This is a genomic window from Micrococcaceae bacterium Sec5.1, from assembly GCA_039636795.1.
Taxonomy (GTDB): Bacteria; Actinomycetota; Actinomycetes; order Actinomycetales; family Micrococcaceae; genus Arthrobacter.
Map to the genome: position 1 here is coordinate 1,877,284 of CP143430.1, position 24,977 is coordinate 1,902,260.

The window sequence follows — 24,977 nt, forward strand, 5'->3', positions numbered from 1 at the left end:
CGAAGGTGCTTGGGAACGGCCTAGCCGAAAGTGCGTTGCCGGGCCTTGATCGATTCGACGTAGCGCTTGGTGTCGTCGTACATGCCGTACTTGCTGACCGAGTACTGCCCTTGGTAGTAACCCGCAATGGCGTCGTCGAGGTCTTTGCTGGTGGCGATGAGTGCCCTGATGATGGCGACGCCGGCCGTTGCATTGTCATAGGGATCCAGGAGGTTGAGCTTGCGGCCCACCAAATCAGATGCCCATTGGCCGGAGGAAGGAATGACCTGCATGGTTCCAATGGCGTTGGCGGGGGAGACCGCACGCTGGTCGAAGCCGGATTCCTGCTCGGCGAAGGCAAGTGCCAATGAGGGGCTGACTCCCATGCGCCGGGCGGTATCAGCCACGATTGTTTTCATTTCATCACGGCTCGGGACAGGCGAAGCGTTCAGCAGCGCCTTGTTCTCGTTGGCGGAGCTGACGACAGCGGGCGGGTACGTAAAGCCGAGGAACGAGCTAGGCACCAGGGGCTTGGTTTCCCCGGCGGGCTGCAGTGACGTAGTGCCGGGGATGGTGAGCTTCTGTCCGGGGTAAATGACGGTCGTTGCCGAAACTGTATTGACGCTCATCAGCGCTGATAACGAAACGTTGTGACGCGATGCAATGGAGCTCAGGGTGTCGCCGGCTTTGATGGTGTAGGAGCCCGTGTTGGCCACGGGAGTGGCCGCAGGTGCCGGAGCCGGGGCAGGAGCAGGGGGAGTCGCGGGCGAAGAGTCACCACTCACCTTGATCTTCTGGCCAGGGTAGATGATGGAGCTGCCACTGAGATTGTTCCAGCTGAAGATGCTGGACAGTGGGATACCGTACCGGGCGGCGATCGCGCCCAGCGTATCGCCAGAAACCACCGTGTAGGTTGTGGCATTTGAAGGTGCGCTCGGCGCCGGCGCGGGCGCCTGGTCAGGGGCGGCCGGGGCAGTGCCAGTGAGTTTGATGGTCTGGCCCGGGTAAATAAGCGTTGTCGCCGTGAGCTTGTTCAACTGCAGGACGGCGGACGTGTCCAGGTTGAAGCGGCGTGCAATGGCACTGATGGTGTCTCCGCGGACGATCTTGTAGGTGTCCGGTACGGAGGGAGTCATGGGCCGCAGGGCGGACGGAAGCGTCGCCGCAACCGCTTGGGCGGGAATCACATTGCCCACTTTGGTGGCCTGGGCCTTCATGGCTGCAGCGAGGGTAGCGGGAATCTTGCGCGGCTGGGGTGCCGGTGCAGCCGTGGCTGGCTGGGCCAAGGCAAGCGAGGACAAAACCACGGCGGGAAGCGCAGCCGTGGTTGCCGCAATAACCGGCATGCTCATGGTTCGTTTCGGCGAGCGGGGCGTCGTCATGGAATGTGTCCTCATCTCAGCAGCGGGAGTTAGTTTGTGTTGCCGCTGTTACCAGTGTTGCCAATGTTACTGATGTTATCAATGTTGCAAGTGTGATCAGTGTGAATCTCTCACACTTATTCATCAGGCACAACAATTCGCGCGCTTTGGAAATCTCCTCGCCGAATTCACCCCCATGAAAAGGCGACTTTCTCCGGCGTGGAGGGTCGCCGTCGTACTTCGGCTAGGCGACAGGCAGCCCGGCGTGGCAACCTTGTTCCGTGAGTAATGTAGAAAGCCTTGTTTCCGACTGGTTGCCGCTGCCGGATGTCGCCGAGCTGCTCGGAGTTTCCATCACCAAAGTCCACGGACTGTTGGATGAGCGTGCGCTGGTTGCCATCAGGCGGGGGGAGCGGAATATCCGCTCGATTCCGGCGCTGTTTATTCAGGATGGACACGTCGTGGACAGCTTGAAGGGAACCATTGCGGTTCTTAGCGATGCCGGTTACAACGACGAAGAACTCATCGTGTGGTTGTTTACCCCTGACGATTCATTGCGCGGACGGCCTATCGATGCATTGCGCGAAGGACGCAAGACGGAGATTCGGCGTCGCGCCCAGTCTCTCGCCTGGTAACGCAGTCTCGCCCGGTAGTCGGTTAGCCGACAGTTGGATTCCGTCATAAGCAGTTAAACATCGGACGACGGCGGTTCTTGACCGCCGTCGTCGTCTCAACGCCTGGGAAGTGCCATCAAGCGGCCCGGCTGACAGCTGCCTCAGCCAGTTGGCGCAATGCTGTGAGCGGTAATTCTTCCACCGGCAGCTCTTCCAGGGCGGCGAAGGCTTGGTCGCTCAGCTCGTCAATAAGGGACTCCGTGGCATCAAGCGCTCCGCAGTTGACCATTATATTGCGGATTGTGGAAACATCGTCCTCACCCAGATCCGGTTTCCCCAGCATTTCGTCCAGGTACGTGGCTTGATCCGTGGGAGCCAGGTTAATGGCAAATCCAACGAGCACTGTCCGTTTGCCCTCGCGGAGGTCATCGCCCGCGGGTTTTCCTGTCGTCTCGGGATCGCCGAAAACACCCAGGACATCATCGCGCAATTGGAACGCCTCGCCCAAGGGCAAGGAAAATGCGGAATATGCCTTCAGCAGCTCTTTGGATGCGCCTGCCAACGCTCCACCCAGGGCCAAGGGGTGCTCGGTGGAATATTTTGCGGATTTGTAGCGAATAATCGAGGTGGCGCGGTCCACGGAACCCGCTCGATCGCGTACAGGGCCGGCTACTTCCTCGAGAATGTCCAGGTATTGCCCGGCCATTACCTCGGCCCGCATGAGATTGAAAATACGGCGTGCTTCGCTTCCTGCTGCTGCCCGGGGTCCGATTTCCGTGAAGGATTCCTCGCTGAAGGAAAGGCACAAATCGCCGGTCAGGATCGCCGCTGCATGGCCGAAGCGTTCATTGTCCAGCGCCCAACCATTGGCCTGATGGAGTTGGCTGAAGCGACGGTGCACACTGGGACCCCCGCGACGCGTATCCGAACGGTCAATGATGTCGTCGTGGATGAGGGCCGCGGCTTGGAAAAGTTCCAAAGCACAACCGGCCGTCAGGATGTCCGAGTCACCGGCGGGACCGCCCGCACCCCGCCAGCCCCAGTAGCACATCAGCGCACGGAGCCGTTTTCCGCCGGTGACGAGGTTCGATATTGACCCCATAAGGGGAGCGACATCGGGCGAAATCGTAGCCATCATGTCCTGCTGGACCGCCAGGAACTCATTCAGCTTCCCGGCTACGCCGCCAATAAACTCGAGTTGCTCCGTGTGGAGTTGGGAAACCGGTGTCACTTGACGGACCCGGCCGCCACGTTCGCGCCGATCGTGAACGTGGAAACGCCTTCCTTTTGCCTCACGGAGACATTGACCGTTTCACCGTCACCGCGGATGAAGTCGATCGACGTGACGTTGCCTACGGCTTGGGCGCCCGGAACAACCTTGAACCCTTGCGCTTCAAGGGATGTCTTGTAGTAATCCACCACGCTTTCCGGCGGAGCTTTAACCGTTCCTACGAGCGCAACCGTGGCAGGAGACACGTTTTTGTCAAAGCTGCTGGAGCGCACGGACGTCTTGGGCATCACCGGGATGAGCTGTTCCGGAAAGCCGGGGACCAAGGCGCCCACCGTGGCCGTCGCGCCCGGCACAGGTCCGGCTGATCCGGACGAGTCAGGAGCCTGAGTCGGGGATGAAGGCGATGCCGGGGAAGATGGCGCAGCCGTGGAGGAATCAGAGGAGCTCCCCGATGCGGATGGGGCCGGGCTGCTGGTGGGCGGAGTACAGGCGGAAACCGCCAGGGCGACACTCGCTGCGAGCAGGGCAAACCCTCGCGATTGAGGAGTTCCAAAGAGCTTCACAGGGGTATCCTTCCTTGGGCTGACGGGGGACTGTGCCTCCAGTTTAGTCAGTGGCCGGGCATAGTATTGCCGTTGTGAGTCAGGAAGCATCCGGTAGCGCCCAAAGCGTGGGCAGCGAACCAGCCCGCAGCGCCCAGGATGCTCTGCGGGAACAGCGGCGAACCAGCATCCTCCACGTGGACATGGATGCCTTTTTCGTTTCCGTGGAATTGCGCAGCCGGCCGGACTTGCGGGGCAAGCCAGTAATCGTCGGCTTCCCTGCTGAACGTTCGGTTGTGTTATCGGCGTCCTACGAAGCCCGGGCCACAGGTGTGAAGTCAGCGATGCCCATGGCCATTGCCATGCGGATGTGCCCGGGCGCTGTCATCATCCACCCGCGCCACAAGCTCTACTACGAGGTTTCGGCGCAGCTCATGGAGATCTTCGCCTCCATCACGGACCTCGTGGAGCCGTTGAGCGTTGACGAGGCTTTCCTGGACGTCGGCGGTGCAATCCGCCGTCTCGGATCTCCCTTGGACATTGGCCATCTCATCCGCAAACGGGTTCGGTCTGAGCTTGGTATCACCGCTTCAGTGGGGATTGCCGGAACCAAATTTGTGGCCAAGATCGCATCCACCCGCTGCAAGCCGGACGGCATCCTCCAGATCGACGCCGAGGACACCATCCCGTACCTCCACAGCCTGCCCGTCAATGCCCTCTGGGGCGTCGGCGGCAAGACCGCCGAGGTGCTGGCACGCCTCGGCATACGGACGGTGGCCGACGTGGCAGCAACGCCCGTGGCATCGTTGAAAAAGGTCCTTGGCGCCAGCGGAGAGCATGTGCACCGACTGTCCCTGGGAATAGATCCCCGGCCAGTCACTCCTACCAGGCTGGAAAAGAGCATCGGGGCAGAAGAGACCTTCGCTACAGATTCGGCAGACGACGCCCTGGTGCAGCGGGAGCTCCTCAGGTTGTCCCATCGCACGGCAGCGCGGCTGCGAAGTTCCGGGATGCTGGCCCGAACCATAGCTTTGAAACTCCGATACGCCGACTTTTCCACTGTGACGCGTAGCCGGACGGTACATACTCCCGTTGACAGCGCCCAGCTTATTTACCAGGTTGCCGTGCAATTGCTGGAGTCCTTGGGGGCACGATCCATGAGCGTCCGTCTTGTAGGCGTCCGTGCTGAGCAGCTGGAACCGGCCGGCCAGGCGTCCCTGCAGCTCAGCCTTGACCGGCGGGATGACAACTGGCGGGCCGCGGAGCAGGCCCTTGACCGCGTTGCGGAACGCTTCGGCTCCAAAACCCTGCTCCCGGCCAGGCTCCTGGATCCGGGCAAGACTCCTGACGCCCAATGACCCCCGCGAAGCCGGGCAGGCGCCCTCCGCGCGTCTTTCAGAACAGCGCCTGACAAACTATCCTAATTAGTACAGATATTTAGATCGTCTGGACAGCTGTTTCCTGAGCAGTCGGTCCCAGGATGTCCGCTAACACAGCGGAAATTTTTGGGAACGCTTTTCGTGGCCCGATCGTTTTGGAAACAGACGCACAGGCCGCGATTCGTCCAGACGCTGGCTGACTAAAGGAGGTCGCGATGCCCCTCTCGGAGCATGAACAGAAGCTGCTTGAGCAACTTGAGAAGCAGCTTCATGAGGACGATCCGAAGTTTGCCAACACCATGGGTTCGGATCCCATCCGCAGCTGGTCAACCCGGCACGTGATAATTGGTGTCCTGGGTGCCATTGCAGGCATCCTTTTGCTGCTGGTCGGCGTGTCACTCCAACAGATTTTCGTTGGTGTCCTCGGCTTTGTCGTGATGGGCGCAGGTGTCTACTTTGCGACTCTTCGGGGCGCGGCGTTCGGCAAGGCCCGGAAAGGGAAAGCCGGAAAGTCAAAGTCCAAGAGTTCGTTCATGAGCAATCTTGAGGAGCGCTGGGACGAGCGTCGCCGCGACGACAATTGAGCGTGACCGCCAGCATTAGCCCGGAAACGGATCCTTCCGAGTAGCGATTCCATAATTACCTGCGTCGTAATTGGCGCATGCCCCTGAGTTGCAGGGGACACAAAAGACCCCTAACGGGTCTTTTTGCGTTTAACTGCACAGTCCTCCCAACTGCCCAGTCCTCCTTGCTGCACCATCCTCCACTTTCCACCCCTTCAGGATTGGCAGCCCACTGTGGAGCCTCAGCGACACCGTGCTGCGCCTGATTCCAGCGTGGCCCATTGAGGCGCGCACCCAGACCTGCCTTTGTCCTCCACTTCCCACCACGTCCGTGGATCCGCGCCATTACGCGCCTTCAGAAACTCAAAGTGGTGGAGAAATGCCCTGTTGTGCGTTGACTGTGGGGCTTTGTGGAGTAAAGTGGAGCGCATAAGAGGGTATTGGCAGGGTTGGGTATGAACGGGCACCTTGACTGAGGGGCGGTGGGCCGGTGTTTCTTGGCACCCATTCCCCACGTCTTGATGAAAAGGGCCGGATCATACTTCCCGCGAAGTTCCGTGAGGAACTTGCCGAGGGCCTGGTTCTCACAAGGGGTCAGGAACGTTGCATTTACGTCTTCAGCCAGAAGGAATTCGAGCGCATTCACGAATCGATGCGGGAGGCACCACTGTCCTCCAAGCAGGCTCGTGATTACATTCGGGTTTTCCTGTCTGGAGCCTCTGACGAGGTACCTGACAAGCAGGGGCGCGTGACGATTCCGCCGGCGCTCCGGGCCTATGCAGGGCTTGGCCGGGAATTGGCAGTTATCGGTGCCGGTACCCGCGCGGAGATCTGGGATGCCGAGGCTTGGAATGAATACCTCGCCGAGAAGGAAGCAGCCTTCTCGGAAACCGACGATGACAATCTGCCCGGGTTCATCTAACCGGCGGAGGGGGCCTTGGCCCCGGTTCTTGGATGGGATCTCCAGCCGCCCATCGAACTGTCTTCCTGGCTCAACTTCCCCTGAGCCAGGCCGGCGGAACGATAGGCGCGGATGGGGATCCGATCCAAGGAATTGAATGCAAGCGATTGAGGAAAGAGGAGGCAACGTGGAAGAGCAGGACGCGGCAAAGCCCACATCTGAGCGCCACGTGCCCGTCCTGAAGGACCGCTGCATCAATTTGCTCGCCCCCGGCTTCGAAGCAGCACGCACCCGTGGTGAGAGGCCGATCGTTATCGATGCGACGCTGGGCATGGGCGGACACTCCGAGGCCATGCTGCAACGCTTCCCTGATCTGCACCTCGTGGGTATCGACCGCGATGAGGAAGCGTTGGCGTTGGCCGGTGCGCGACTGGAACCATTCTCGGATCGCACGGATTTGGTTCACGCGGTCTACGACGAAATCGAGGACGTCCTGGCGGATTTGGGTATCCCTGAGGTCCACGGCATCCTCATGGACCTGGGTGTATCGTCCTTGCAGCTGGATGAACGGGAGCGTGGCTTCGCCTACTCCTACGATGCACCGCTGGACATGCGCATGGACACCAGCCGGGGGCAAACCGCGGCAGATGTCGTCAACAACTACAGCGAAGAAGACCTGGTCCGCATCATCCGCAAGTGGGGCGAAGAGAAGTTCGCCGGGCGGATTGCGAACAGGATCGTTACTGCCCGGGCTGAGAAGCCCTTCGCCACAACGGGAGAACTCGTTGAGCAAATCCGGGGCGTGGTACCTGCTGCCGCGGCCAAGAGCGGTGGCCACCCGGCCAAACGGACCTTCCAGGCGCTGCGTATCGAGGTCAACGAAGAGCTCGACGTCCTGGAACGGGCTGTTCCAGCCGCCGTCGCAGCGACGGCCATGGGCGGGCGGATTGTCGTGATGTCCTACCACTCCCTGGAGGACAAGATCGTAAAGTCCGTCTTTCAGGCCGGATCCAAGTCCTCAGCACCGCTCGGATTCCCCGTTGAACTCGAAGAACACAAACCCGAACTGAAAACGCTGACCAAAGGCACGGAAGTGCCTACGGCCGCAGAAATTGCCGAGAACCCCCGCGCGGCGTCTGCCCGACTCAGGGCCGTGGAGCGCATCAAGCCAAGGAGAGTCGCATGAGCACCGCCGCAGCGAAGACACTGCCCTCCTCCGTGGTAGGCAACACGGCCAGGGCACTCCCGGCTCCAGCAGGCCAGCCCGACGTCGGCCGCAAGGCGCGCACGCCGCTTTCGCTTGTGCGCAGCGTCCCCGGGAAGCGGCGCACTCCCTTTGTTGTCCTGTGCTTCGTGGTGATGGCGGCCGCCCTGCTGACGGTGCTCGTCCTTAACATCTCTGTATCCACAGCCCAGTACCGGTTGGTGCAGCTGAAATCAGAAGCAGCCACGCTGAACAAGGAAAACCAGGACCTGACACAGAAGAAGCAGAACTTCGAGGCTCCCCAGAATCTGGCTGCAAAGGCTGCAGAATTGGGAATGGTACAGTCCACCGTCAAGGGTCAGATCGATTTGAGCACCATGACGGTCACCGGAAAGGCAACCCCGGCTGTCAAGGGAGACACCCCCGCGGCCGTGATCGCCCCTCCGGCCGTTGCCGGCCAGCTTGATGTGGTTCCCTCGGTGACTACCAAGGATCCGTTGGAGAACCTCAAGCCGGCAACACCGAAAACGCCCGAGGCCAAACCCGCTGCACCTGCTGCCAAGCCGGCAACTCCGGCAGCCGCGCCCGCGGAGCTTCACGGGGGATCCGTTCCGGCGCCCCAGCAGAAGGCACCAGGGCACTAGCCCGCAAGATCACCGAAGCAAGGCCAGCAGCAAGGAATCAACGTGGCGCAAAACCCCGGCAAATCAAAAAAGACCAAGGTGCCGGCGGCAAGGAAGCGGCTCCGTGTTGGTCTTGGCATCATGCTGACCCTGCTGTTGGTGGTGGGCGGAAAACTCTTTATGGTGCAAGGCCTTGATGTCGGTGGCATGGCCGAGGCCGCCCTTGCGAACCGCCTCACGCCGCAGGTACTGCCGGCCGAACGCGGCAGGATCCTGGACGCCAACGGTACTGTCCTCGCCAGCAGTGTCATCCGCTACAACATTGTTGTGGACCAGGTCCTGAATACTGCTACAGCTGAGTTCAAACGGTACAACGAGAAGACTGAAGAAATAGAGACGATCTCCCGGGACCAGGGGATCTCCGAACTGGCTTCGCTCCTCGGGGCTGACCCTGCCAAGGTCAGGGAGTCGCTCACTGGCGACAAGAAGTACTCTACGGTGGCCAAGGACGTGAAGCCGGAGCTTGAAGACCGCATCTCCAAGCTGCACATTCCGGGTGTGGCCGCCGAAGGCGTCAGTAAGCGTGTCTATCCGAACGGCAGCGTTGCAGGGGGCGTGGTGGGTTTCCTCCAGGATGGCACCACAGGCCAGGCAGGCATCGAGCAAACCCAGGACCAAGTGCTCCGCGGTACCGAGGGCAAGCGTGTTTTCGAGATTGGCGCGGATGGCCTCAGGATTCCCGTGGCCACCGATGAGCTCACGCCAGCTGTCGATGGAAGCGATGTCAAGCTGACCCTCAATACAGACATCCAGTACTTCGCACAGCAGGCCATCCAAAGCCAGGTCAACAAGATGAACGCTGAGTGGGGTTCGATCATTGTGATCGACACCAAGACGGGCAACCTCATCGCCTTGGCCGACACGAACGCCCCGGACCCCAACGACCCCGGGAAGGTTGATGCCAAGGACCGCGGTGTGCGTTCTGTGACGGCCGCCTACGAGCCTGGATCCGTCGAGAAGATGATCACTGCCTCTGCCGTGATTGAGGAGGGAAAGTCTTTTCCGCTGGACCACTTCACCATCCCGCCCTCGTATACCATCGACGGTCAGACGTTCACCGATGCGTTCGAGCACGGCACCGAAGAACGCACGCTGGCCGGAATCCTGGGCTGGTCCATGAACACCGGCACCGTGATGGCGGGAAGCAGGCTGAGCAAAGAGCAGCGCTACGAATGGTTGAAGAAGTTCGGCGTCGGCGAACAAACGGACATTGGCCTTCCCGCGGAAGCGACGGGTATCCTCGCCAAGCCTGATCAGTGGGATGAACGCCAGCAGTACACGGTCCTGTTTGGTCAGGGAGTTTCGCAGTCGACGCTGCAAACCGTCCGGGCCTTCCAGACGATTGCCAACGACGGCGTGATGGTGCAGCCAAGGCTCATCGATAGTTACATCACGCCTGAGGGTGAAGAGCAGAAGGTGCCTGCCAAGGAGTCCCGGCAGGTGGTGTCCAAGGAGACTGCCCAACAAATGAAGGACATCCTGGAAAGCGCAGTGACCGAAGGACAGATCAAGGACGCGGCCATTGACGGGTACCGGGTGGGAGCAAAGACAGGCACCTCACAGGCGCCCCGGGAAGATGGACTCGCCGGTTTTGACGGGTATACGGCCTCGATGGTGGGGATGGCGCCCATGGATGACCCGCGCTTCATCGTGGAGGTAGTCCTGCAGCGTCCCAGGGGAAATATCTACGGCATCACCAATGGTCCCGTGTTCCGTTCGGTCATGTCCCAGGTCCTCAGGACCTACAACGTGGCGCCATCCACCGGCACCCCCGCGCGCCTGCCGCAGTTCGTCAAGTAAGCTTCTTGGGCGTCTGTTTCGGCCAAAGAATTTGATCCATCACTTTCGGCTTGGCGCCGCTGGCCCCAAGCCGGTCGTTCCACCGAGCATCAACGGAGAACCACGTGTCAGAGCACAATGAGGCCGCTTTCCATGCCGAGACGCCCGAGACGGGCACCTCCGGCTTTCGTCCGGCGTCTGTGGCTGCAGTGCCTTTGTCGACCCTTGCGGAAGCCCTTGGTGTCCCCGTCCCGGCGGACGGCGACAACAAGGGAGTTACGGGGATCTCGCTGAACTCCCGGTCCATTGAACCGGGTGACCTTTACATGGCCCTGCCCGGCGCTTCGCGCCATGGAGCCGACTTTGTCCCACAGGCGGTCGAGGCCGGCGCCGTCGCTGTAGTCACTGATGACGCCGGGGCACGGCAGCTCGCCCTGGCAGGCGAGCAACCCGTACCTGTCCTCATCGTCGACGAGCCGCGCGCCGTCGTCGGGCGTTTGGCGGCCCTGATCTACCGCAGCCAGCCGGACGACGGCGGGTTCCCGACGCTGTTTGGAGTGACCGGGACCAACGGTAAAACGACTACAACATACTTCATCAACTCCTTGCTCCGTGCCCTGGGTAAAACCCCGGGACTCATCGGAACAATCGAGATCCTGGCCGGGGGAGATCCTATTCCGAGCCTGTTGACCACGCCGGAATCCACCGACGTCCATGCACTGCTCGCCTTAATGCGGGAACGCGGGCTGGAGGCGGCCTCCATGGAGGTGTCCTCCCACGCCGTTGCTTATCACCGCGTCGATGGCGTGATGTTCGACGTCGCCGGCTTCACGAACCTCACTCAGGACCACTTGGACCTGCACGGCAGCATGGAAGAGTACTTCCGCACCAAGGCCGAGCTGTTCACTGCCGGACGGGCACGCCAGGCAGTGGTGATGGTCGATGACGAGTGGGGCCGCAACCTGGCGCGAACAGCGGACATTCCGGTCACCACACTTACTGCCACGACAGATGGCAGCCCTGCCGATTGGTCCGTTGCCTCAACAACCTCCCGTGGACTCGGCACCGATTTTGAACTGCGGCACACAGACGGCCGTGTCCTGCGCGTACACACTGGCTTACCGGGTGACTTCAACGTGGCGAACGCGGCCCTTGCCACGATCATGGTGTTGTCATCAGGCATAGATGTAGAGACCCTCCAAGGCGCACTGGACGCCCACGATCCCTTCACCGTGGCCGTTCCTGGACGAATGCAGCTCATCTCCACCGCGCCGGCGGCCGTGGTTGATTTTGCCCACAATCCCGACGCCCTGGCCCGCGCACTCCAGGCTGTGCGTTCACGTGAGGAAGGTTCCCGGGTGATCGTGGTGTTCGGGGCCACCGGGCAGCGGGACCAAAGCAAGCGTCCGACCATGGGCGCCATCGCGGCACGCTTGGCGGATATTGTCATTGTCAGTGACGACGACCCCCATGACGAGGATGCGGCGGCTATCCGGTCAGAGGTCCTCGCAGGTGCCCATGCCGCCCGTGAATCAGGGAACCTGAGCAGCCAAATCATCGAATCATCACCTCGGGATGCCGCCATCCGACTCGCCGTGGAGCTGGCCACTGCGAAGGACACCATCCTGATCGCTGGTCGTGGCCACGAGGTATGGCAAGAGGTCAAGGGCGTCAACCTGGCTCTCGACGACAGAGTGGAACTACGGACCGCCTTGACATCCAGTGGATTCAGCGTTTCAACGGACCAGCGGATAGAGTCCTAAACCGAGATGATTGCACTTACTGCGGCGGATATCGCCCACATCACCCATGGCCGTTTGACCGGAGGCGGGGACATCGCGCCCACTTCTGTCGTCACTGATTCCCGGGAAGCTACACCTGGTTCGCTCTATGTGGCGAAGCCGGGCGAGCACGCAGATGGTCATGACTTCGTTGACGCTGCCTTCGAGCGGGGTGCCGTCCTGGTGTTGGCCGAACGCGAGGTCACTGCCGTTGACGGTAAGCCGTATCCCGCCGTCGTTGTTGATGACGCCGTGCTCGCCATGGGAGCGCTTGCTGCCGAAGCAGTCCGCCGCATCCGCTCTGCCCGGGAACAGCGCGGCGAGCAATTTACAGTGATCGGTATTACTGGCTCGGCCGGCAAGACCACCACCAAGGACTTACTCGCCGGCGTGTTGTCCCAAGCCGGGCCCACAGTGGCTCCCCGGGGCTCATACAACGGTGAGGTCGGCGTGCCCCTGACCGTGTTTGCCGCCGATACGGACACCCGCTTCCTCGTCATTGAGATGGGAGCCACCGGCATCGGGCATATCAAGTACCTCGCTGGGATGGTGCAGCCCGATATTGGTGTGGTGCTGGTGGTCGGCACCGCCCACGCCGGGGAATTCGGCGGTGTCGAAAACATCGCTACGGCCAAGGGCGAACTTGTAGAAGGGCTTAGTGAGAACGGCACAGCCGTCCTGAACCTGGACGATGGCCGCGTTGCTGCCATGAAGACCCGCACCACGGCCAAAGTCCTCGGCTTCAGTGCCTCTCCAGCGACGAACGAAGACGTGGAAGCGCGCAACGTTGTGGTCAACGCCGAAGGCCACCCCGAGTTTGAACTTGTACTGCCCGACGGCGGCCCTTCCGTTCACGTCCGAAGCCGCCTGATCGGCGGCCATCACGTGACAAACCTGCTGGCGGCTGCTGCTGCGGCATTTGCCGCGGGCATCCCTGCGGCAGACATTGCCTCCTCGCTTAGTTCCCAGTCCGCTGCCAGCCGCTGGCGCATGGAGCGAACCGAGCGCCCTGACGGTGTCACCATCATCAACGACGCGTACAACGCCAATCCTGAGTCGATGCGGGCTGCGCTGCGCACCCTCGCTGATCTTGGCCAAGGCAGGCGCACATGGGCCGTCCTTGGGGCCATGCTTGAGCTCGGCGAGGATTCCATCCGGGAGCACACTGCAGTGGGAACACAGGTGGTGCGCTTGAACATCTCCAGGCTCGTGGTGGTGGGACGCGAAGCGCGGGCCCTTTACATATCGGCCATCCAGGAAGGTTCGTGGGGGGACGAATGTTCGTTCACGGAGACTGCCGAAGAAGCCTACGAACTCCTGCAAAGGGAGCTGCAACCCGGAGACCTGGTCTTGTTCAAGTCCTCCAATGGCGTGGGGCTGAGGCATTTGGGCGATCGGATAGCATTACCCCCACGGGCCGAGTCCACCGGGGAAAGCGCGGCTGAAGATGCCGCAAGCGAAGGGAACGAGCTGCTGTGATTGCACTTTTGATCGGCGCCGGCGTCGCCCTCCTAGCGGCCCTGATAGGGACGCCCCTGTTCATCAGATTCCTGGTGGCCAAGAGCTATGGGCAGTTCATCCGGGATGACGGTCCCACCTCGCACCACACCAAGCGAGGCACGCCTACAATGGGCGGGACCGTGGTTGTTGCCGCGGTTCTGATCAGCTACTTCGTGACCCACTTGATCATGTGGATGATGAATCCGCGGTCCGCCGGACCCTCCGCGTCCGGGCTGCTGCTGCTGTTCCTCATGGTGGGAATGGGCTTCGTTGGCTTCCTGGATGACTACATCAAGATTTCCAACAAGCGCAGTTTGGGCCTGAACGCCCGCGCCAAGCTGATCCTGCAAGCCGCCGTCGGCATCATTTTTGCCGTTCTGGTTTTGCAGTTTCCGAACGAGGACGGGCTCCGTCCGGCTTCCACGCAAATTTCCCTCGTCCGCGACATCCCCTGGCTGGATCTCGCCTTTGGTGGGACCGTCCTGGGCGCAATTCTCTTTGTCGTTTGGTCCAACCTCATCATCACCGCAGCAACCAACGGCGTGAACCTGACAGACGGCCTGGATGGGCTCGCGTCGGGAGCATCCATCATGGTGTTCGGCGCTTACACGATTATGGGGATCTGGCAGAACAACCAGGCCTGCGGTTCGCCGCGTGAGGCCGGCAGCGGTTGTTATCAAGTGCGCGACCCCATGGACCTGGCGCTCCTCGCGGCCATCCTGAGCGCTGCTTTGGTGGGCTTCCTCTGGTGGAATACATCACCGGCCAAGATCTTCATGGGTGACACCGGTTCCCTGGCAATCGGAGGCGCCGTTGCCGCTTTCGCGATCCTGTCCCGCACAGAACTTTTACTGGCCTTCATCGGTGGCTTGTTCGTCCTGATTACCCTTTCCGTCATCATCCAGGTGGGTTTTTTCAAGCTGTCAGGTGGCAAACGCGTCTTCAAGATGGCCCCATTGCAACATCACTTCGAACTGAAGGGGTGGGCAGAGGTCACGGTTGTTGTCCGCTTCTGGATCCTTGCCGGGCTCTTCGTGGCCGCCGGCCTTGGAATCTTCTACGCTGAATGGGTGGTGCTGCTGTGAATGCAAACCAGGAGAGCGCGCCGTCGGCCAACGACCGCCTTAAGGATCTGACCAGTTGGGATGCCGACTGGAGTGGCTTGCGTGTAGTGGTGACGGGAATCGGCGTGTCCGGTTTTGCCGCCGCAGATACCCTCATCGAACTTGGTGCAAGAGTTGTGGTGGTGGATGCCTCCACCACGGCGAAAGCAAAGGCGCAGGCCGACACCCTGAAAATCGTGGGGGCGGTGGATGTACTGCTGGGCGAAGAGGCCGTGAAGGTCCTTCCCCTCATTGACGGCAACAAGCCGGAGCTCATTGTGACCTCGCCGGGGTGGCGCCCGGACCAAGCCCTGCTGGCCGCCGCCGCACGCAAGCACATTCCGGTGTGGGGCGACGTCGAATTAGCGTGGCGCGTCCGCGAACGGGCGGGCCGGAAGACCGCTGATTGGCTCACCATCACCGGCACCAACGGTAAGACCACCACGGTAGGGATGACCGAGTCCATGCTGCAGGCCGCCGGACTCAAAGCCATTGCCGTGGGGAACGTGGGCACGCCCATCCTTGACGCTCTCAGGGACCCGGTGGAGTACGACGCTTTTGCGGTGGAACTCTCAAGCTTCCAGTTGCATTGGAGCCATTCGTTGTCCCCGGTGGCCAGCGTATGCCTGAACGTGGCCGAAGACCACGTGGACTGGCATGGCTCCTACGCCTCTTACCTTGCCGATAAAGCCAAGGTCTACGAGAACACGCAGAAGGCGGCCATCTACAACGCCGACCAAATTGAAACCGAACGCATGGTGGAGAACGCTGACGTCGTGGAAGGTTGCCGTGCGGTCGGATTCACCACGAACACCCCCGGCATCAGCATGCTGGGTGTGGTGAATGGATTGTTGGTTGACCGCGCGTTCATCGAAGAGCGGAAAAACTCAGCCGCCGAACTCGCGTCCATTTCCGATCTTGGGCCAGTGGCACCACGCCACATGGTGGCCAACGCCTTGGCCGCCGCGGCCCTCGTGCGTGCTTATGGGGTTGAGCCTGCCGCGGTGAAGCAGGGCTTGGTCAACTATCTGCCTGGCGAGCATCGTATCCAGCTCGTGGCCAAACACGACGACGTCCTGTGGATCAATGATTCAAAGGCCACCAACCCCCACGCTGCCTCGGCCGCGCTTTCAGCTTTCCACAACGTGGTGTGGATCGCAGGGGGCCTCTCCAAGGGCGTCAATTACGATGACCTCGTCAAGGAGCACGCCCCCCGCTTGAAGTCCGTGGTGCTCATCGGCACTGACACGGAGGCCTTGGAAGCGTCCCTCCAGCGACACGCAGCGGATGTCCCCGTGATAGCCCAGCCCAAGGGCGACACTGAAAGTGTGCAGACCGCAGACGGTAACGCCTCCTCGCCGATTTTTGGTGAGACCATCATGGCCCAGGCTGTGAGGGCAGCGGCCAGCGTGGCGGAACCAGGTGACACCGTACTCATGGCTCCAGCGGCTGCATCCATGGATCAGTTCTCTTCCTACGCTCACCGTGGCGACGCTTTCGTCCAGGCAGTACGCGAGCTCGTGGAAGGGCAGGCAAAGACCACCGAGGAGTAACAATGGTCAGCACGCCCACCCGCAGCCGCGGCAAGGTTTCCGGGAACGTCGAAGCCGAGGCTCCGTCGGCTGCCCGCAAGAAGCCCGTCCGGCTCCGGGGCCATGTTCGCTCCTTCTGGGAGGGCCTGGAGGGCAAGAGCAAAGCGCCCAACAGCTCCACGTACTACCTCATTCTTGGATGCGCCCTGGCCCTCACGGCCATCGGTGTCATGATGGTGCTCTCTGCTTCCAGTGTGGAAGCGATTTCCGAAGGCAAGTCCCCGTACGCAGACGCGTTGAAGCAGGCGATGTTTGGCGTCGTTGGACTTGTGGCGATGTACCTGATCTCCCGGACCAACGTCAGCTGGATGAAGAGGCTGTCCTGGTGGGGACTCGGTGCCGTTGTGGTCCTGCTGATACTTGTCCAGGTTTTCGGCCGCAGCACACTGGGCAACCAGAACTGGATCGACATCGGCGGGATCAGCATCCAGCCCTCGGAAATTTCGAAGCTGGTTCTTTGTGTTTGGATAGCGGCGGTCCTGGCACGCAAGGAGAAGTACCTGCATCGCTGGATGCACGTGATCATCCCGGTGGTCCCCGGTGCTGCCCTGGTCCTTGGGCTGATCCTCGTGGGCAATGACCTGGGCACGGCGATCGTTGTCATGGCCATTGTGGCTGCGGGGTTGTACTTTGCCGGGGTTCCCACCAAGATGCTGGCCATTGCGGGCGTCGCGGGAGCCATTGGCGCTACGGCCATGACAATCATCAGTCCCAACCGGATCTGCCGGGTGACAGCCTGGTTGGGCATGGCAGGGGATTCCTGCACCGCAGATTCCGACTTCACCTACCAGTCCACCAACGGCATGTATGGATTGGCGCAGGGGAGTTGGACCGGACTTGGGTTGGGGCAGAGCAGGCAAAAATACAACTGGCTTCCCGAGGCCCACAATGACTTCATCTTTGCCATCATCGGCGAGGAACTGGGACTGGTGGGCACCCTTGTGGTCCTGGTGTTGTTCGCCATCCTTGGCATCGCCATTTTCCGTGTCGTTGTCCGGCAGACCGATCCGTTCCAGCGCACGCTCGCCGGTGGCATCATGGTGTGGCTCCTGGGACAGGCAAGCATGAACATGGCAGTGGTGACCCAGCTGCTTCCAGTGATCGGTGTCCCGCTGCCTTTCATTTCTGCAGGTGGCTCGGCCTTGGTGATGTCGCTGTGCGGCGTGGGCGTAGTGTTGTCCTTGGCCCGCGGACAGTTGCCACCACAACAGCGTCCCAGGCTCTTGCCGCGTCGTTTGTCCAAGACCGCACGAAAGCGTAAATAGCACTTCATGACTTCAGATTCCCCCCACGCGTCCAAGCCGTTGTCCGTCGTGCTTGCAGGCGGTGGTACGGCCGGCCATGTCAGTCCGTTGCTGGCCATCGCGGACGCAATCAAGGAAAAGCGTCCGGAAGCTGCCATCCTGGCTGTCGGCACGCCGTCGGGCCTGGAAACCAGGCTTGTCCCGGCGGCCGGGTACGAGCTCGCCACTATTGACCGTGTCCCTTTGCCACGAAAACCGTCCCTTGATCTCGTGAAGCTTCCGGGGCGCTTGAGGGGAGCAGTCAGGCAGGCGGAACGAATCCTGAATGACGCACAGGCCGATGTCCTGGTGGGTGTGGGCGGCTACGTGTGCACGCCCATGTATTTGGCCGCCCGCAGGCGCGGTACGCCTATCGTGATCCACGAAGCCAACATGAAGGCGGGGCTGGCGAACCGGGTGGGTGCACGGTTCAGCCGCCATGTTGCCGTGGCGTTTGCCGGTACGCGCCTTCGCGGCGCCCGCCACGTGGGAATGCCCATGCGCCGCGCCATCTCAGGACTGGACCGCACCAAGGCCGCGCCTGCTGCCAAGGCTTCGCTGGGCCTCAATCCGGACCGTCCTGCCTTGATCGTGACTGGCGGGTCCTCCGGAGCACTGAGCATCAACCGTGCTGTGGCTGCTGCGTTGCCCGCGCTGGCAGCTGCCGGGATCCAGACACTGCACATCACCGGTACCGGCAAGGCTGTTCTGGATAACGACGGCGGGCTCCTCGCCGCTGATGGCTACCGGCAGGTGGAGTACGTGGATGGAATGGAGAATGTCTACGCTGCTGCAGACATCCTGCTCGCCCGTGCCGGGGCCGCAACCGTCAGCGAAGTGGCAGCAGTAGGGGTTCCAGCGGTGTTCGTGCCCTTGCCGATCGGCAACGGTGAGCAAGCCCTTAATGCAGCTGCCTTGGTGGAGGCCGGCGGAGCGCTGATGGTCCAGGACAACGAATTCACCCCGGAATGGCTCAAAGAAGAACTCATTCCACTCGTATCGGACCGCGGCAGGCTGGACGACATGGCCCGCAGGTCCGAGGCCCTTGGCATCAGAAACGCCGATCAGCGCATGGCTGATCTTGTCTTGGAAGCGGTATCCGCATGACGCACGCGATTGCACCACTCGAGTCCCTTGGACGAGTACATTTCATCGGCATCGGCGGCGTAGGAATGTCAGCCATCGCCCGGATCATGGTGGCCCGGGGTGTTCCCGTGAGTGGTACGGACGCCAAGGACCTTCCAGTCATGCATGACCTGGCCGCAGCAGGTGCCCGTATTGCCGTGGGATACGACTCCGGCAATTTGGGTGACGCCCAAACTGTTGTTGCCGGCTCCGCAATCCGTGCTGACAATCCTGAGTTGTCTGCGGCACGCCAGGCCGGTTTGCCCGTCCTGCATCGTTCCGAGGCATTGGCTGCCACCATGGACGGCCACAGGGTGGTCACCATCGCCGGTACGCACGGTAAATCCACCACCACCTCCATGGTCGCGGTCCTGCTCAAGGAAGCAGGATTGGATCCGTCGTTCGCCATTGGCGCGAACGTCCCGGCACTGGGAGTCAACGCGGCTCATGGATCCTCGGACATCTTCGTGGCAGAAGCGGACGAGTCCGATGGTTCGTTCCTCAACTACCGTCCTCTGATCGCCGTCGTCACCAACGTGGAAGCGGACCATCTGGACCACTACGGAACCGCTGAAGCTGTTTATGCCTCCTTTGATAACTTCGCGGCGCTCCTGCCGCCCCACGGAGTCCTTCTGGCATGTGCGGACGACGAGGGCGCCCGCGCCTTGGCGGAGCGGACAGCCGCCAAGGGAACCACTCGTGTGCTTACGTACGGGACAAGTCACGACGCCGATATCCGCCTTCACGATGGTGGCCCGGGTGATGTCTCGGTAGCGGTGGATGGAGCCGGGTACGACTTGGACCTGCAGGTTCCGGGAAGGCATAACGCGCTCAATGCGGCTGCCGCGTTCGCCGTGGCCTTGGAGCTTGGCGTAGCGCCCGGGACGGCGGCTACGGCACTTGGACACTTCACCGGTGCGTCCCGGCGCTTTGAACTCAAAGGGCAGGGGAGGGGCGTGCGTGTATACGACGACTACGCCCACCATCCAACTGAAGTGCGTGCGGCCCTTTCCGCCGCGCGCTCTGTGGCCGGCGGCAACAAAGTCCACGTTCTCTTCCAACCGCATTTGTTTTCACGGACCCGGGAATTCGCTGCGGAGTTTGCAGCGGCACTGGACGCTGCGGACACGGCGCTGGTCCTGGACATCTACCCTGCCCGTGAAGACCCCATCCCCGGCGTCACTAGTTCGTTGATTGCTGACCGGCTCTCCCAAGGACGGCTGGTCTCTGGTGACGAAGCTGTGGATGCTGTTGTGGCGTCCGCTGGCGAGGGGGACATAGTGCTGACCGTGGGAGCCGGAGATGTCACTGCTTACGGCCCGGTGATTGTGGAGGCGCTGGGTGGCTAGCACCCGTAAGCCAACCTTCAAGCCCGGGGCAGATTCCAGCCGGGAGAACAAGAGCCGTTCGGCCGGTGGTTCCCCGGACAGTGTCATCAGCGCCCAACGGTCAGTCGGGCCATCTCCAGTGACGAGTACGGTCAAGCAGAGCAGCGCGGACAACGTCATTGCTTTTCCCGAGCCAAAGGGCAAACGCAAACGCAGGCTCCTGCTGTGGACGCTCTGCATCATTACGGCCTTCGTAACGGTGCTCATAGTGGGTGCCATCTATTCGCCCGTGCTCGCGGTCCGGACCATCACTGTGGACGGCACCAAGCTAGTGACGCCTGAGACTGTGCAGAAGGCTTTGTCAGGTGTCGGGGGCAAGCCGCTGCCGCAGGTGAGCGAGCAGGAAGTCAATGAGCTCCTGAAGCCCTTGGTCCAGGTGCGTTCGGCAACTGTGGAGGCAAGGCCGCCGTCGGAATTGCTCGTGCACGTCAATGAGCGCGTACCGGTGGCCCTGTTGAAGCAAGGCGACTCGTTTGTGATGGTGGATGTAGACGGAGTCCAGTTGGGAGCCACACAGGATCAGTCTGCGGTTGCGCTGCCCCTGATCGACGCTGGTGCAGGTGCCACCAACACTGGGTTGTTTAAAGCCATTGCGGCTGTCCTGAACACTTTGCCGGCCGATGTGCTTGCGAGGATGTCCACCGCATCCGCTGCGTCGCCTGATGCCGTGGAGCTGAAACTGGTGGACGGAAAGACGGTAGTGTGGGGCAATGCCGAGGACAAGGAACTGAAGGCGAAGGCACTTGAGGCACTACTGAAGATGCCGCCGGATCCCAAAGTTCCCGTGAACGTCTACGACGTCAGCGTGCCCAGGCATCCATTCACCAAATAAAGAGCATTGAGCACGTAACCTGCGGGCCTCGGTGACCTTATTTCGCGACAATCAAGCGACACGCGCAAGCGGTCATTGCATGTGCGAAGCGGAGGAAATACCGTCGCAGTAGAGTTACTTGACATAACTATAACCTTCAACTAGAGGGTTAAGGTCCAAGGATTCAAGTTGGACTCGATCAGTTTCGCTATAGGACACAAGCAAGGGGCACGAAACGTGGCAGCACCGCAGAATTACTTGGCCGTCATCAAGGTCGTCGGCATCGGCGGCGGTGGCGTGAACGCAGTCAACCGAATGATCGAGGTCGGCCTCCGGGGCGTCGAGTTCATTGCCATCAACACTGACGCGCAAGCGCTCCTCATGAGTGATGCCGATGTCAAGCTCGACGTCGGTCGCGAGCTTACGCGCGGCCTTGGCGCCGGAGCCAACCCCGAGGTCGGCAAGCAGGCCGCCGAAGACCACGCTGACGAGATCGAAGAAGTTCTCCGCGGCGCTGACATGGTCTTCGTAACGGCTGGCGAAGGTGGTGGCACCGGTACTGGCGGAGCCCCTGTAGTCGCACGCATCGCCCGCTCCCTGGGTGCGCTGACCATTGGCGTGGTGACCCGCCCCTTCACTTTCGAAGGCCGCCGTCGCGCGGGCTCTGCCGAGGCCGGCATCGACGCCCTGCGTGATGAAGTCGACACCCTGATCGTCATCCCCAACGACCGACTCCTGTCCATCAGCGATCGCAACGTCTCCGTCCTGGACGCTTTCCGCTCAGCTGACCAGGTACTGCTTTCCGGTGTCCAGGGCATTACGGACCTCATCACCACCCCGGGCCTGATCAACCTCGACTTCGCCGACGTCAAATCCGTCATGCAGGGTGCGGGCTCTGCGCTCATGGGTATCGGATCCGCCCGTGGCGAAGACCGCGCAGTGAAGGCTGCCGAGTTGGCCATCGCCTCGCCACTCCTGGAAGCCTCCATCGACGGCGCGCATGGCGTGCTGCTGTCCATCCAGGGTGGTTCAGACCTCGGCTTGTTCGAAATCAACGAGGCAGCCCGCCTGGTGCAGGAAGTCGCGCACCCGGAGGCAAACATCATCTTCGGCGCGGTCATCGACGACGCCCTTGGCGACGAAGCCCGCGTCACCGTCATTGCCGCTGGATTCGACGACGTCAAGGCAACCTCTCCGTCCATGGACCAGTCGCGTCCGGCGCAGAACCCCGTGCCTGCCGAGCGTCCTGCTGCGCCAAACACGGCTCCTTCCAACGCAAACGCACCGCAGCATGCAACTGCAGGCATCGGCGCGGCAGGCTTGAGCAATTGGGGCCAGCAGCGTCCGTCGGCGCTCCCGGCGGACTCCGGCTTCGACGTCGACCTTCCTGCCGTTGTCGAGCCGGACCTGTCGGGCAGCCGCTCGGATGACCTCGACGTTCCTGATTTCCTGAAGTAAGCGGGCTTCGAGAGTCAATATCCCGTGTTTTGGTGGCGCAATGAAGTACAGCCCGGCGTTTCTGTGGCCTTCACGGACACAGGCGCCGGGAACCTGGCCCTCCATGTGGGGGACAACCCCGGGGATGTGACCGAGCGTCGTGCCCGGTTGGACTATGCTGCGAACCTGGGAAACCGTAGCTTTCAGTACATGGACCAGGTTCATGGCAATGAGGTCGCCCTTATTTCGAGCTACGGCCCCGGTCCCACTGCGGATGCAATGGTTTCCACGCCTTCAGGTAGCCAGGCTGCGCAGCCATTGTCCGTCATGGTGGCTGATTGTGTTCCTGTGGTCCTTGTTGGAGATGCAGGCGATCGTGGTCCCATCATCGCTGTCGCGCACGCAGGACGGCCAGGCGTGGCCTCTTCCGTTGTCCCGGCAACCGTCAACGAGCTGCGCAGGCTCGGTGCCCTGAACATCCGCGCCTGGCTGGGGCCCTCCATTTGTGGATCCTGCTATGAGGTTCCCGAGCAGCTTCGCGAAGATGTTGCCGCGGTGGCACCCGCCGCCTGGTCGAGTACATCGTGGGGAACGCCTGCTTTGGACCTTCCCGCCGGTGTTCGCGCCCAGTTGGCTGAAGGTGACGTCACGGTTGAGTACTCAGGGGAGTGCACCCTGGAAAATGACTCCCTTTTTTCCTACCGGCGGGATTCCCGTACGGGTCGATTCGCAGGTTTGGTGTGGACTCATGACTAACCTTGGACATGACGATGCCCTGTCCGGCGATGCCCCGTCCGGCGTTGCCCCGTCCGGCGATGCACGCACCACTGAACTCGCCCGCCGGCTCGAGGCCGTTAAGACACGGATTGGAGCGGCGACGGCTGCAGCGGGACGTACGGATCGGCCCGGGCTGATCGTCGTGACCAAGTTCCATCCGGCAGCTGATGTCCGGCGACTGTCCACGCTCGGAGTCCAGGATGTCGGCGAGAACCGGGACCAGGAGGCCGCGGGGAAAAGTGCCGAGCTCGCAGACCTGGACGTCCGATGGCACTTCATTGGCCAGTTACAGAGCAAAAAAGCGAAATCCGTGGCCAAATACGCTTACTCGGTGCAGTCAGTAGATCGTCTACAGGTGATCGACGCCCTGGAAAAGGCAGTCGCCCGTGAACAGGACGTCACGGGGCGGAAAGACCTTGAGTGCTACATCCAAGTCAGTTTGGATGACGACGCCGGGGCGCACCGTGGTGGTGCCCATCCCTCGGAGGTGGAATCCCTCGCGGCAAAGATCGCTTCCGCGCCCGGACTGAGGCTTGCTGGAGTAATGGCTGTGGCCCCGCTGGGCGCCGATCCGGAAGCGGCGTTTGAACGACTTGCGGTTGTTTCCGCAGAACTGCGGGCCAATCATCCGGCTGCTTCAGGAATATCAGCAGGCATGAGCCAGGACCTTGAAGCCGCTATCAAGTTCGGGGCGACACACCTGAGAATTGGCTCCGATATTCTCGGTTCGCGTCCGGCCGTGGGGTAGCGTCAAAGTATTGGAATGACGGGCCGGGGTTCCAATATGTCAAGTCATGGCGGCCCGCCTACTGCAGAAACGATAGGAGTGCACCATGGCTGGCGCTCTGCGCAAGACAATGATCTATCTTGGGCTCGCCGACGGCGATGAACACTACGAATCTGAGCAGGCCGTCGCGCACCACGACGAAGAACGCCCCCAGGCACAGGACCGGGAAGAGCGCCGAGCGCCTGCACCCGTCCGGGAAGTTGTCCGTGAAATGCCCACTGTTGACGCCGAAGAGGAATACCGCGCACCCGTGACACCCATTAAGCGTGCGGCGTCCAGCCGCGAAGATGCCTCGGGTTTGAGGCAGATCACCACAGTTCATCCGCGTTCTTATAATGACGCCAAAATTATTGGCGAGAGCTTCCGGGATGGCATTCCCGTGATCATGAATGTCACCGACATGGGCGAGGCAGACGCCAAGCGCCTGGTGGACTTCTCGGCCGGTTTGGTCTTTGGCCTCCACGGCAGCATCGAAAGGGTTACCAACAAGGTCTTCCTGTTGTCGCCGTCGTATGTGGAAGTCATTGGGGACGACAAGAAGGCCAGCGAAACCCAGGCCAGCTTCTTCAACCAGAGCTAAGAACGATCGCTACGAGGATGCCAGGCGGGTCAACCTGCCTGGCATCTGTGTTGCAATAGTAAGGACCGATCGGCGTTTCAAGAGCAGGGACTGATCGGCATTCCGGAACAAGTGGGAGATCTGAGCTAACTCGTGGGCATTGTTTTCGGCCTTATCTATATTGTGTTGTTGCTGTTTTTCATTGCCCTTATCATCAGGCTGATCTTCGAATGGGTTCAGATGTTCGCCCGTCAATGGCGGCCCCGCGGTGTGGCATTGGTAACAGCCCATGTTGTCTACTCCGTGACAGACCCACCACTGAGAAGGCTTCGCAAGTTGATACCGCCACTGCAAATGGGTGGAATCTCCTTGGACCTGGGCTTCCTGATCCTGATTATCGCCGTGAGCATCGCCATGGCGGTGAGCAGCGGCCTGGCGTAGCTGCGCACTGATGCTGTACCGCGGAACCGGGGGCACGCGAGGGTTCGAAGGCCGCAAATTCTCCAATTCAACACGATGGTGTTGAATTGGAGGAACCAGATGATATTTAGGTACCGTAGTTTTGAACGGCCGGAAGGCCTACTGACTAACTAGACCA

Annotated in this window: 23 protein-coding genes; 20 read left to right on the forward strand and 3 right to left on the reverse strand. The window is 61.3% G+C overall.

Annotated features, from left to right (window positions below):
• Positions 1 to 20 precede the first annotated feature (20 nt).
• The gene (locus VUN82_08690; protein XAS73895.1) at positions 21 to 1,361 is read right to left on the reverse strand and encodes a LysM peptidoglycan-binding domain-containing protein; all 1,341 of its coding nucleotides are present in this window, start codon (positions 1,359 to 1,361) and stop codon (positions 21 to 23) included.
• Between the two features lie 260 nt (positions 1,362 to 1,621).
• Here VUN82_08690 and VUN82_08695 point away from each other — a divergent pair, with 260 nt between their 5' ends.
• Complete coding sequence (locus tag VUN82_08695) at positions 1,622 to 1,975, forward strand: Rv2175c family DNA-binding protein (GenBank protein ID XAS73896.1); 354 nt, start codon at positions 1,622 to 1,624, stop codon at positions 1,973 to 1,975.
• 115 nt (positions 1,976 to 2,090) lie between these two features.
• On the opposite strand, the gene VUN82_08700 is transcribed toward VUN82_08695, so the two are convergent.
• Positions 2,091 to 3,185, reverse strand: a complete 1,095-nt coding sequence (locus VUN82_08700; GenBank protein XAS73897.1) for a polyprenyl synthetase family protein — start codon at positions 3,183 to 3,185, stop codon at positions 2,091 to 2,093.
• Positions 3,182 to 3,748, reverse strand: a complete 567-nt coding sequence (locus VUN82_08705; protein XAS73898.1) for a hypothetical protein — start codon at positions 3,746 to 3,748, stop codon at positions 3,182 to 3,184. The genes VUN82_08700 and VUN82_08705 overlap by 4 nt, the downstream gene beginning before the upstream one ends.
• Before the next feature lie 107 nt (positions 3,749 to 3,855).
• Here VUN82_08705 and dinB point away from each other — a divergent pair, with 107 nt between their 5' ends.
• From dinB to VUN82_08800, 19 genes are all read left to right on the forward strand, one after another.
• Positions 3,856 to 5,085: a DNA polymerase IV gene (gene dinB, locus VUN82_08710; GenBank protein XAS74649.1), complete on the forward strand. Its 1,230-nt coding sequence runs from the start codon at positions 3,856 to 3,858 to the stop codon at positions 5,083 to 5,085.
• A gap of 236 nt (positions 5,086 to 5,321) precedes the next feature.
• Positions 5,322 to 5,690, forward strand: a complete 369-nt coding sequence (locus VUN82_08715) for a DUF3040 domain-containing protein (protein ID XAS73899.1) — start codon at positions 5,322 to 5,324, stop codon at positions 5,688 to 5,690.
• Between the two features lie 469 nt (positions 5,691 to 6,159).
• Entirely contained in the window at positions 6,160 to 6,591 is a 432-nt protein-coding gene (mraZ, locus tag VUN82_08720; protein ID XAS73900.1) for a division/cell wall cluster transcriptional repressor MraZ, read from the forward strand.
• Between the two features lie 136 nt (positions 6,592 to 6,727).
• On the forward strand, positions 6,728 to 7,756 hold the full coding sequence (gene rsmH / locus VUN82_08725; protein XAS73901.1) for a 16S rRNA (cytosine(1402)-N(4))-methyltransferase RsmH: 1,029 nt from the start codon (positions 6,728 to 6,730) through the stop codon (positions 7,754 to 7,756).
• Entirely contained in the window at positions 7,753 to 8,418 is a 666-nt protein-coding gene (locus VUN82_08730) for a hypothetical protein (GenBank protein XAS73902.1), read from the forward strand. Before rsmH ends, VUN82_08730 begins: the two co-directional genes overlap by 4 nt.
• 42 nt (positions 8,419 to 8,460) lie before the next feature.
• Complete coding sequence (locus VUN82_08735) at positions 8,461 to 10,257, forward strand: penicillin-binding protein 2 (protein ID XAS73903.1); 1,797 nt, start codon at positions 8,461 to 8,463, stop codon at positions 10,255 to 10,257.
• 104 nt (positions 10,258 to 10,361) lie between these two features.
• Positions 10,362 to 11,999, forward strand: coding sequence for a UDP-N-acetylmuramoyl-L-alanyl-D-glutamate--2,6-diaminopimelate ligase (locus VUN82_08740; protein ID XAS73904.1), 1,638 nt, complete (start codon positions 10,362 to 10,364; stop codon positions 11,997 to 11,999).
• A gap of 6 nt (positions 12,000 to 12,005) precedes the next feature.
• Positions 12,006 to 13,496: a UDP-N-acetylmuramoyl-tripeptide--D-alanyl-D-alanine ligase gene (gene murF, locus VUN82_08745; protein XAS73905.1), complete on the forward strand. Its 1,491-nt coding sequence runs from the start codon at positions 12,006 to 12,008 to the stop codon at positions 13,494 to 13,496.
• Positions 13,493 to 14,602 (forward strand): phospho-N-acetylmuramoyl-pentapeptide-transferase, encoded by a 1,110-nt coding sequence (gene mraY / locus VUN82_08750; GenBank protein ID XAS73906.1) that lies wholly within the window; start codon positions 13,493 to 13,495, stop codon positions 14,600 to 14,602. The genes murF and mraY overlap by 4 nt, the downstream gene beginning before the upstream one ends.
• Positions 14,584 to 16,173, forward strand: a complete 1,590-nt coding sequence (murD, locus tag VUN82_08755; GenBank protein ID XAS73907.1) for a UDP-N-acetylmuramoyl-L-alanine--D-glutamate ligase — start codon at positions 14,584 to 14,586, stop codon at positions 16,171 to 16,173. Before mraY ends, murD begins: the two co-directional genes overlap by 19 nt.
• 2 nt (positions 16,174 to 16,175) lie before the next feature.
• Positions 16,176 to 17,477, forward strand: coding sequence for a putative lipid II flippase FtsW (ftsW, locus tag VUN82_08760; protein XAS73908.1), 1,302 nt, complete (start codon positions 16,176 to 16,178; stop codon positions 17,475 to 17,477).
• A gap of 6 nt (positions 17,478 to 17,483) precedes the next feature.
• Positions 17,484 to 18,602: an undecaprenyldiphospho-muramoylpentapeptide beta-N-acetylglucosaminyltransferase gene (gene murG, locus VUN82_08765; protein ID XAS73909.1), complete on the forward strand. Its 1,119-nt coding sequence runs from the start codon at positions 17,484 to 17,486 to the stop codon at positions 18,600 to 18,602.
• Positions 18,599 to 19,969 (forward strand): UDP-N-acetylmuramate--L-alanine ligase, encoded by a 1,371-nt coding sequence (gene murC, locus VUN82_08770; GenBank protein ID XAS73910.1) that lies wholly within the window; start codon positions 18,599 to 18,601, stop codon positions 19,967 to 19,969. The genes murG and murC overlap by 4 nt, the downstream gene beginning before the upstream one ends.
• Positions 19,962 to 20,840 carry an FtsQ-type POTRA domain-containing protein gene (locus VUN82_08775; GenBank protein XAS73911.1) on the forward strand — a complete coding sequence of 293 codons (879 nt, stop codon included), beginning with the start codon at positions 19,962 to 19,964 and terminating at the stop codon, positions 20,838 to 20,840. The genes murC and VUN82_08775 overlap by 8 nt, the downstream gene beginning before the upstream one ends.
• Before the next feature lie 216 nt (positions 20,841 to 21,056).
• On the forward strand, positions 21,057 to 22,277 hold the full coding sequence (gene ftsZ, locus VUN82_08780; GenBank protein ID XAS73912.1) for a cell division protein FtsZ: 1,221 nt from the start codon (positions 21,057 to 21,059) through the stop codon (positions 22,275 to 22,277).
• 24 nt (positions 22,278 to 22,301) lie between these two features.
• Entirely contained in the window at positions 22,302 to 23,012 is a 711-nt protein-coding gene (locus VUN82_08785) for a polyphenol oxidase family protein (GenBank protein ID XAS73913.1), read from the forward strand.
• Positions 23,005 to 23,781, forward strand: coding sequence for a YggS family pyridoxal phosphate-dependent enzyme (locus tag VUN82_08790; protein XAS73914.1), 777 nt, complete (start codon positions 23,005 to 23,007; stop codon positions 23,779 to 23,781). The genes VUN82_08785 and VUN82_08790 overlap by 8 nt, the downstream gene beginning before the upstream one ends.
• An 85-nt stretch (positions 23,782 to 23,866) precedes the next feature.
• A complete protein-coding gene (gene sepF / locus VUN82_08795) occupies positions 23,867 to 24,400 on the forward strand; it encodes a cell division protein SepF (protein ID XAS73915.1) in 534 nt (177 codons plus the stop codon).
• Positions 24,401 to 24,532: 132 nt separating this feature from the next.
• On the forward strand, positions 24,533 to 24,820 hold the full coding sequence (locus VUN82_08800) for a YggT family protein (protein XAS73916.1): 288 nt from the start codon (positions 24,533 to 24,535) through the stop codon (positions 24,818 to 24,820).
• Positions 24,821 to 24,977 lie beyond the last annotated feature (157 nt).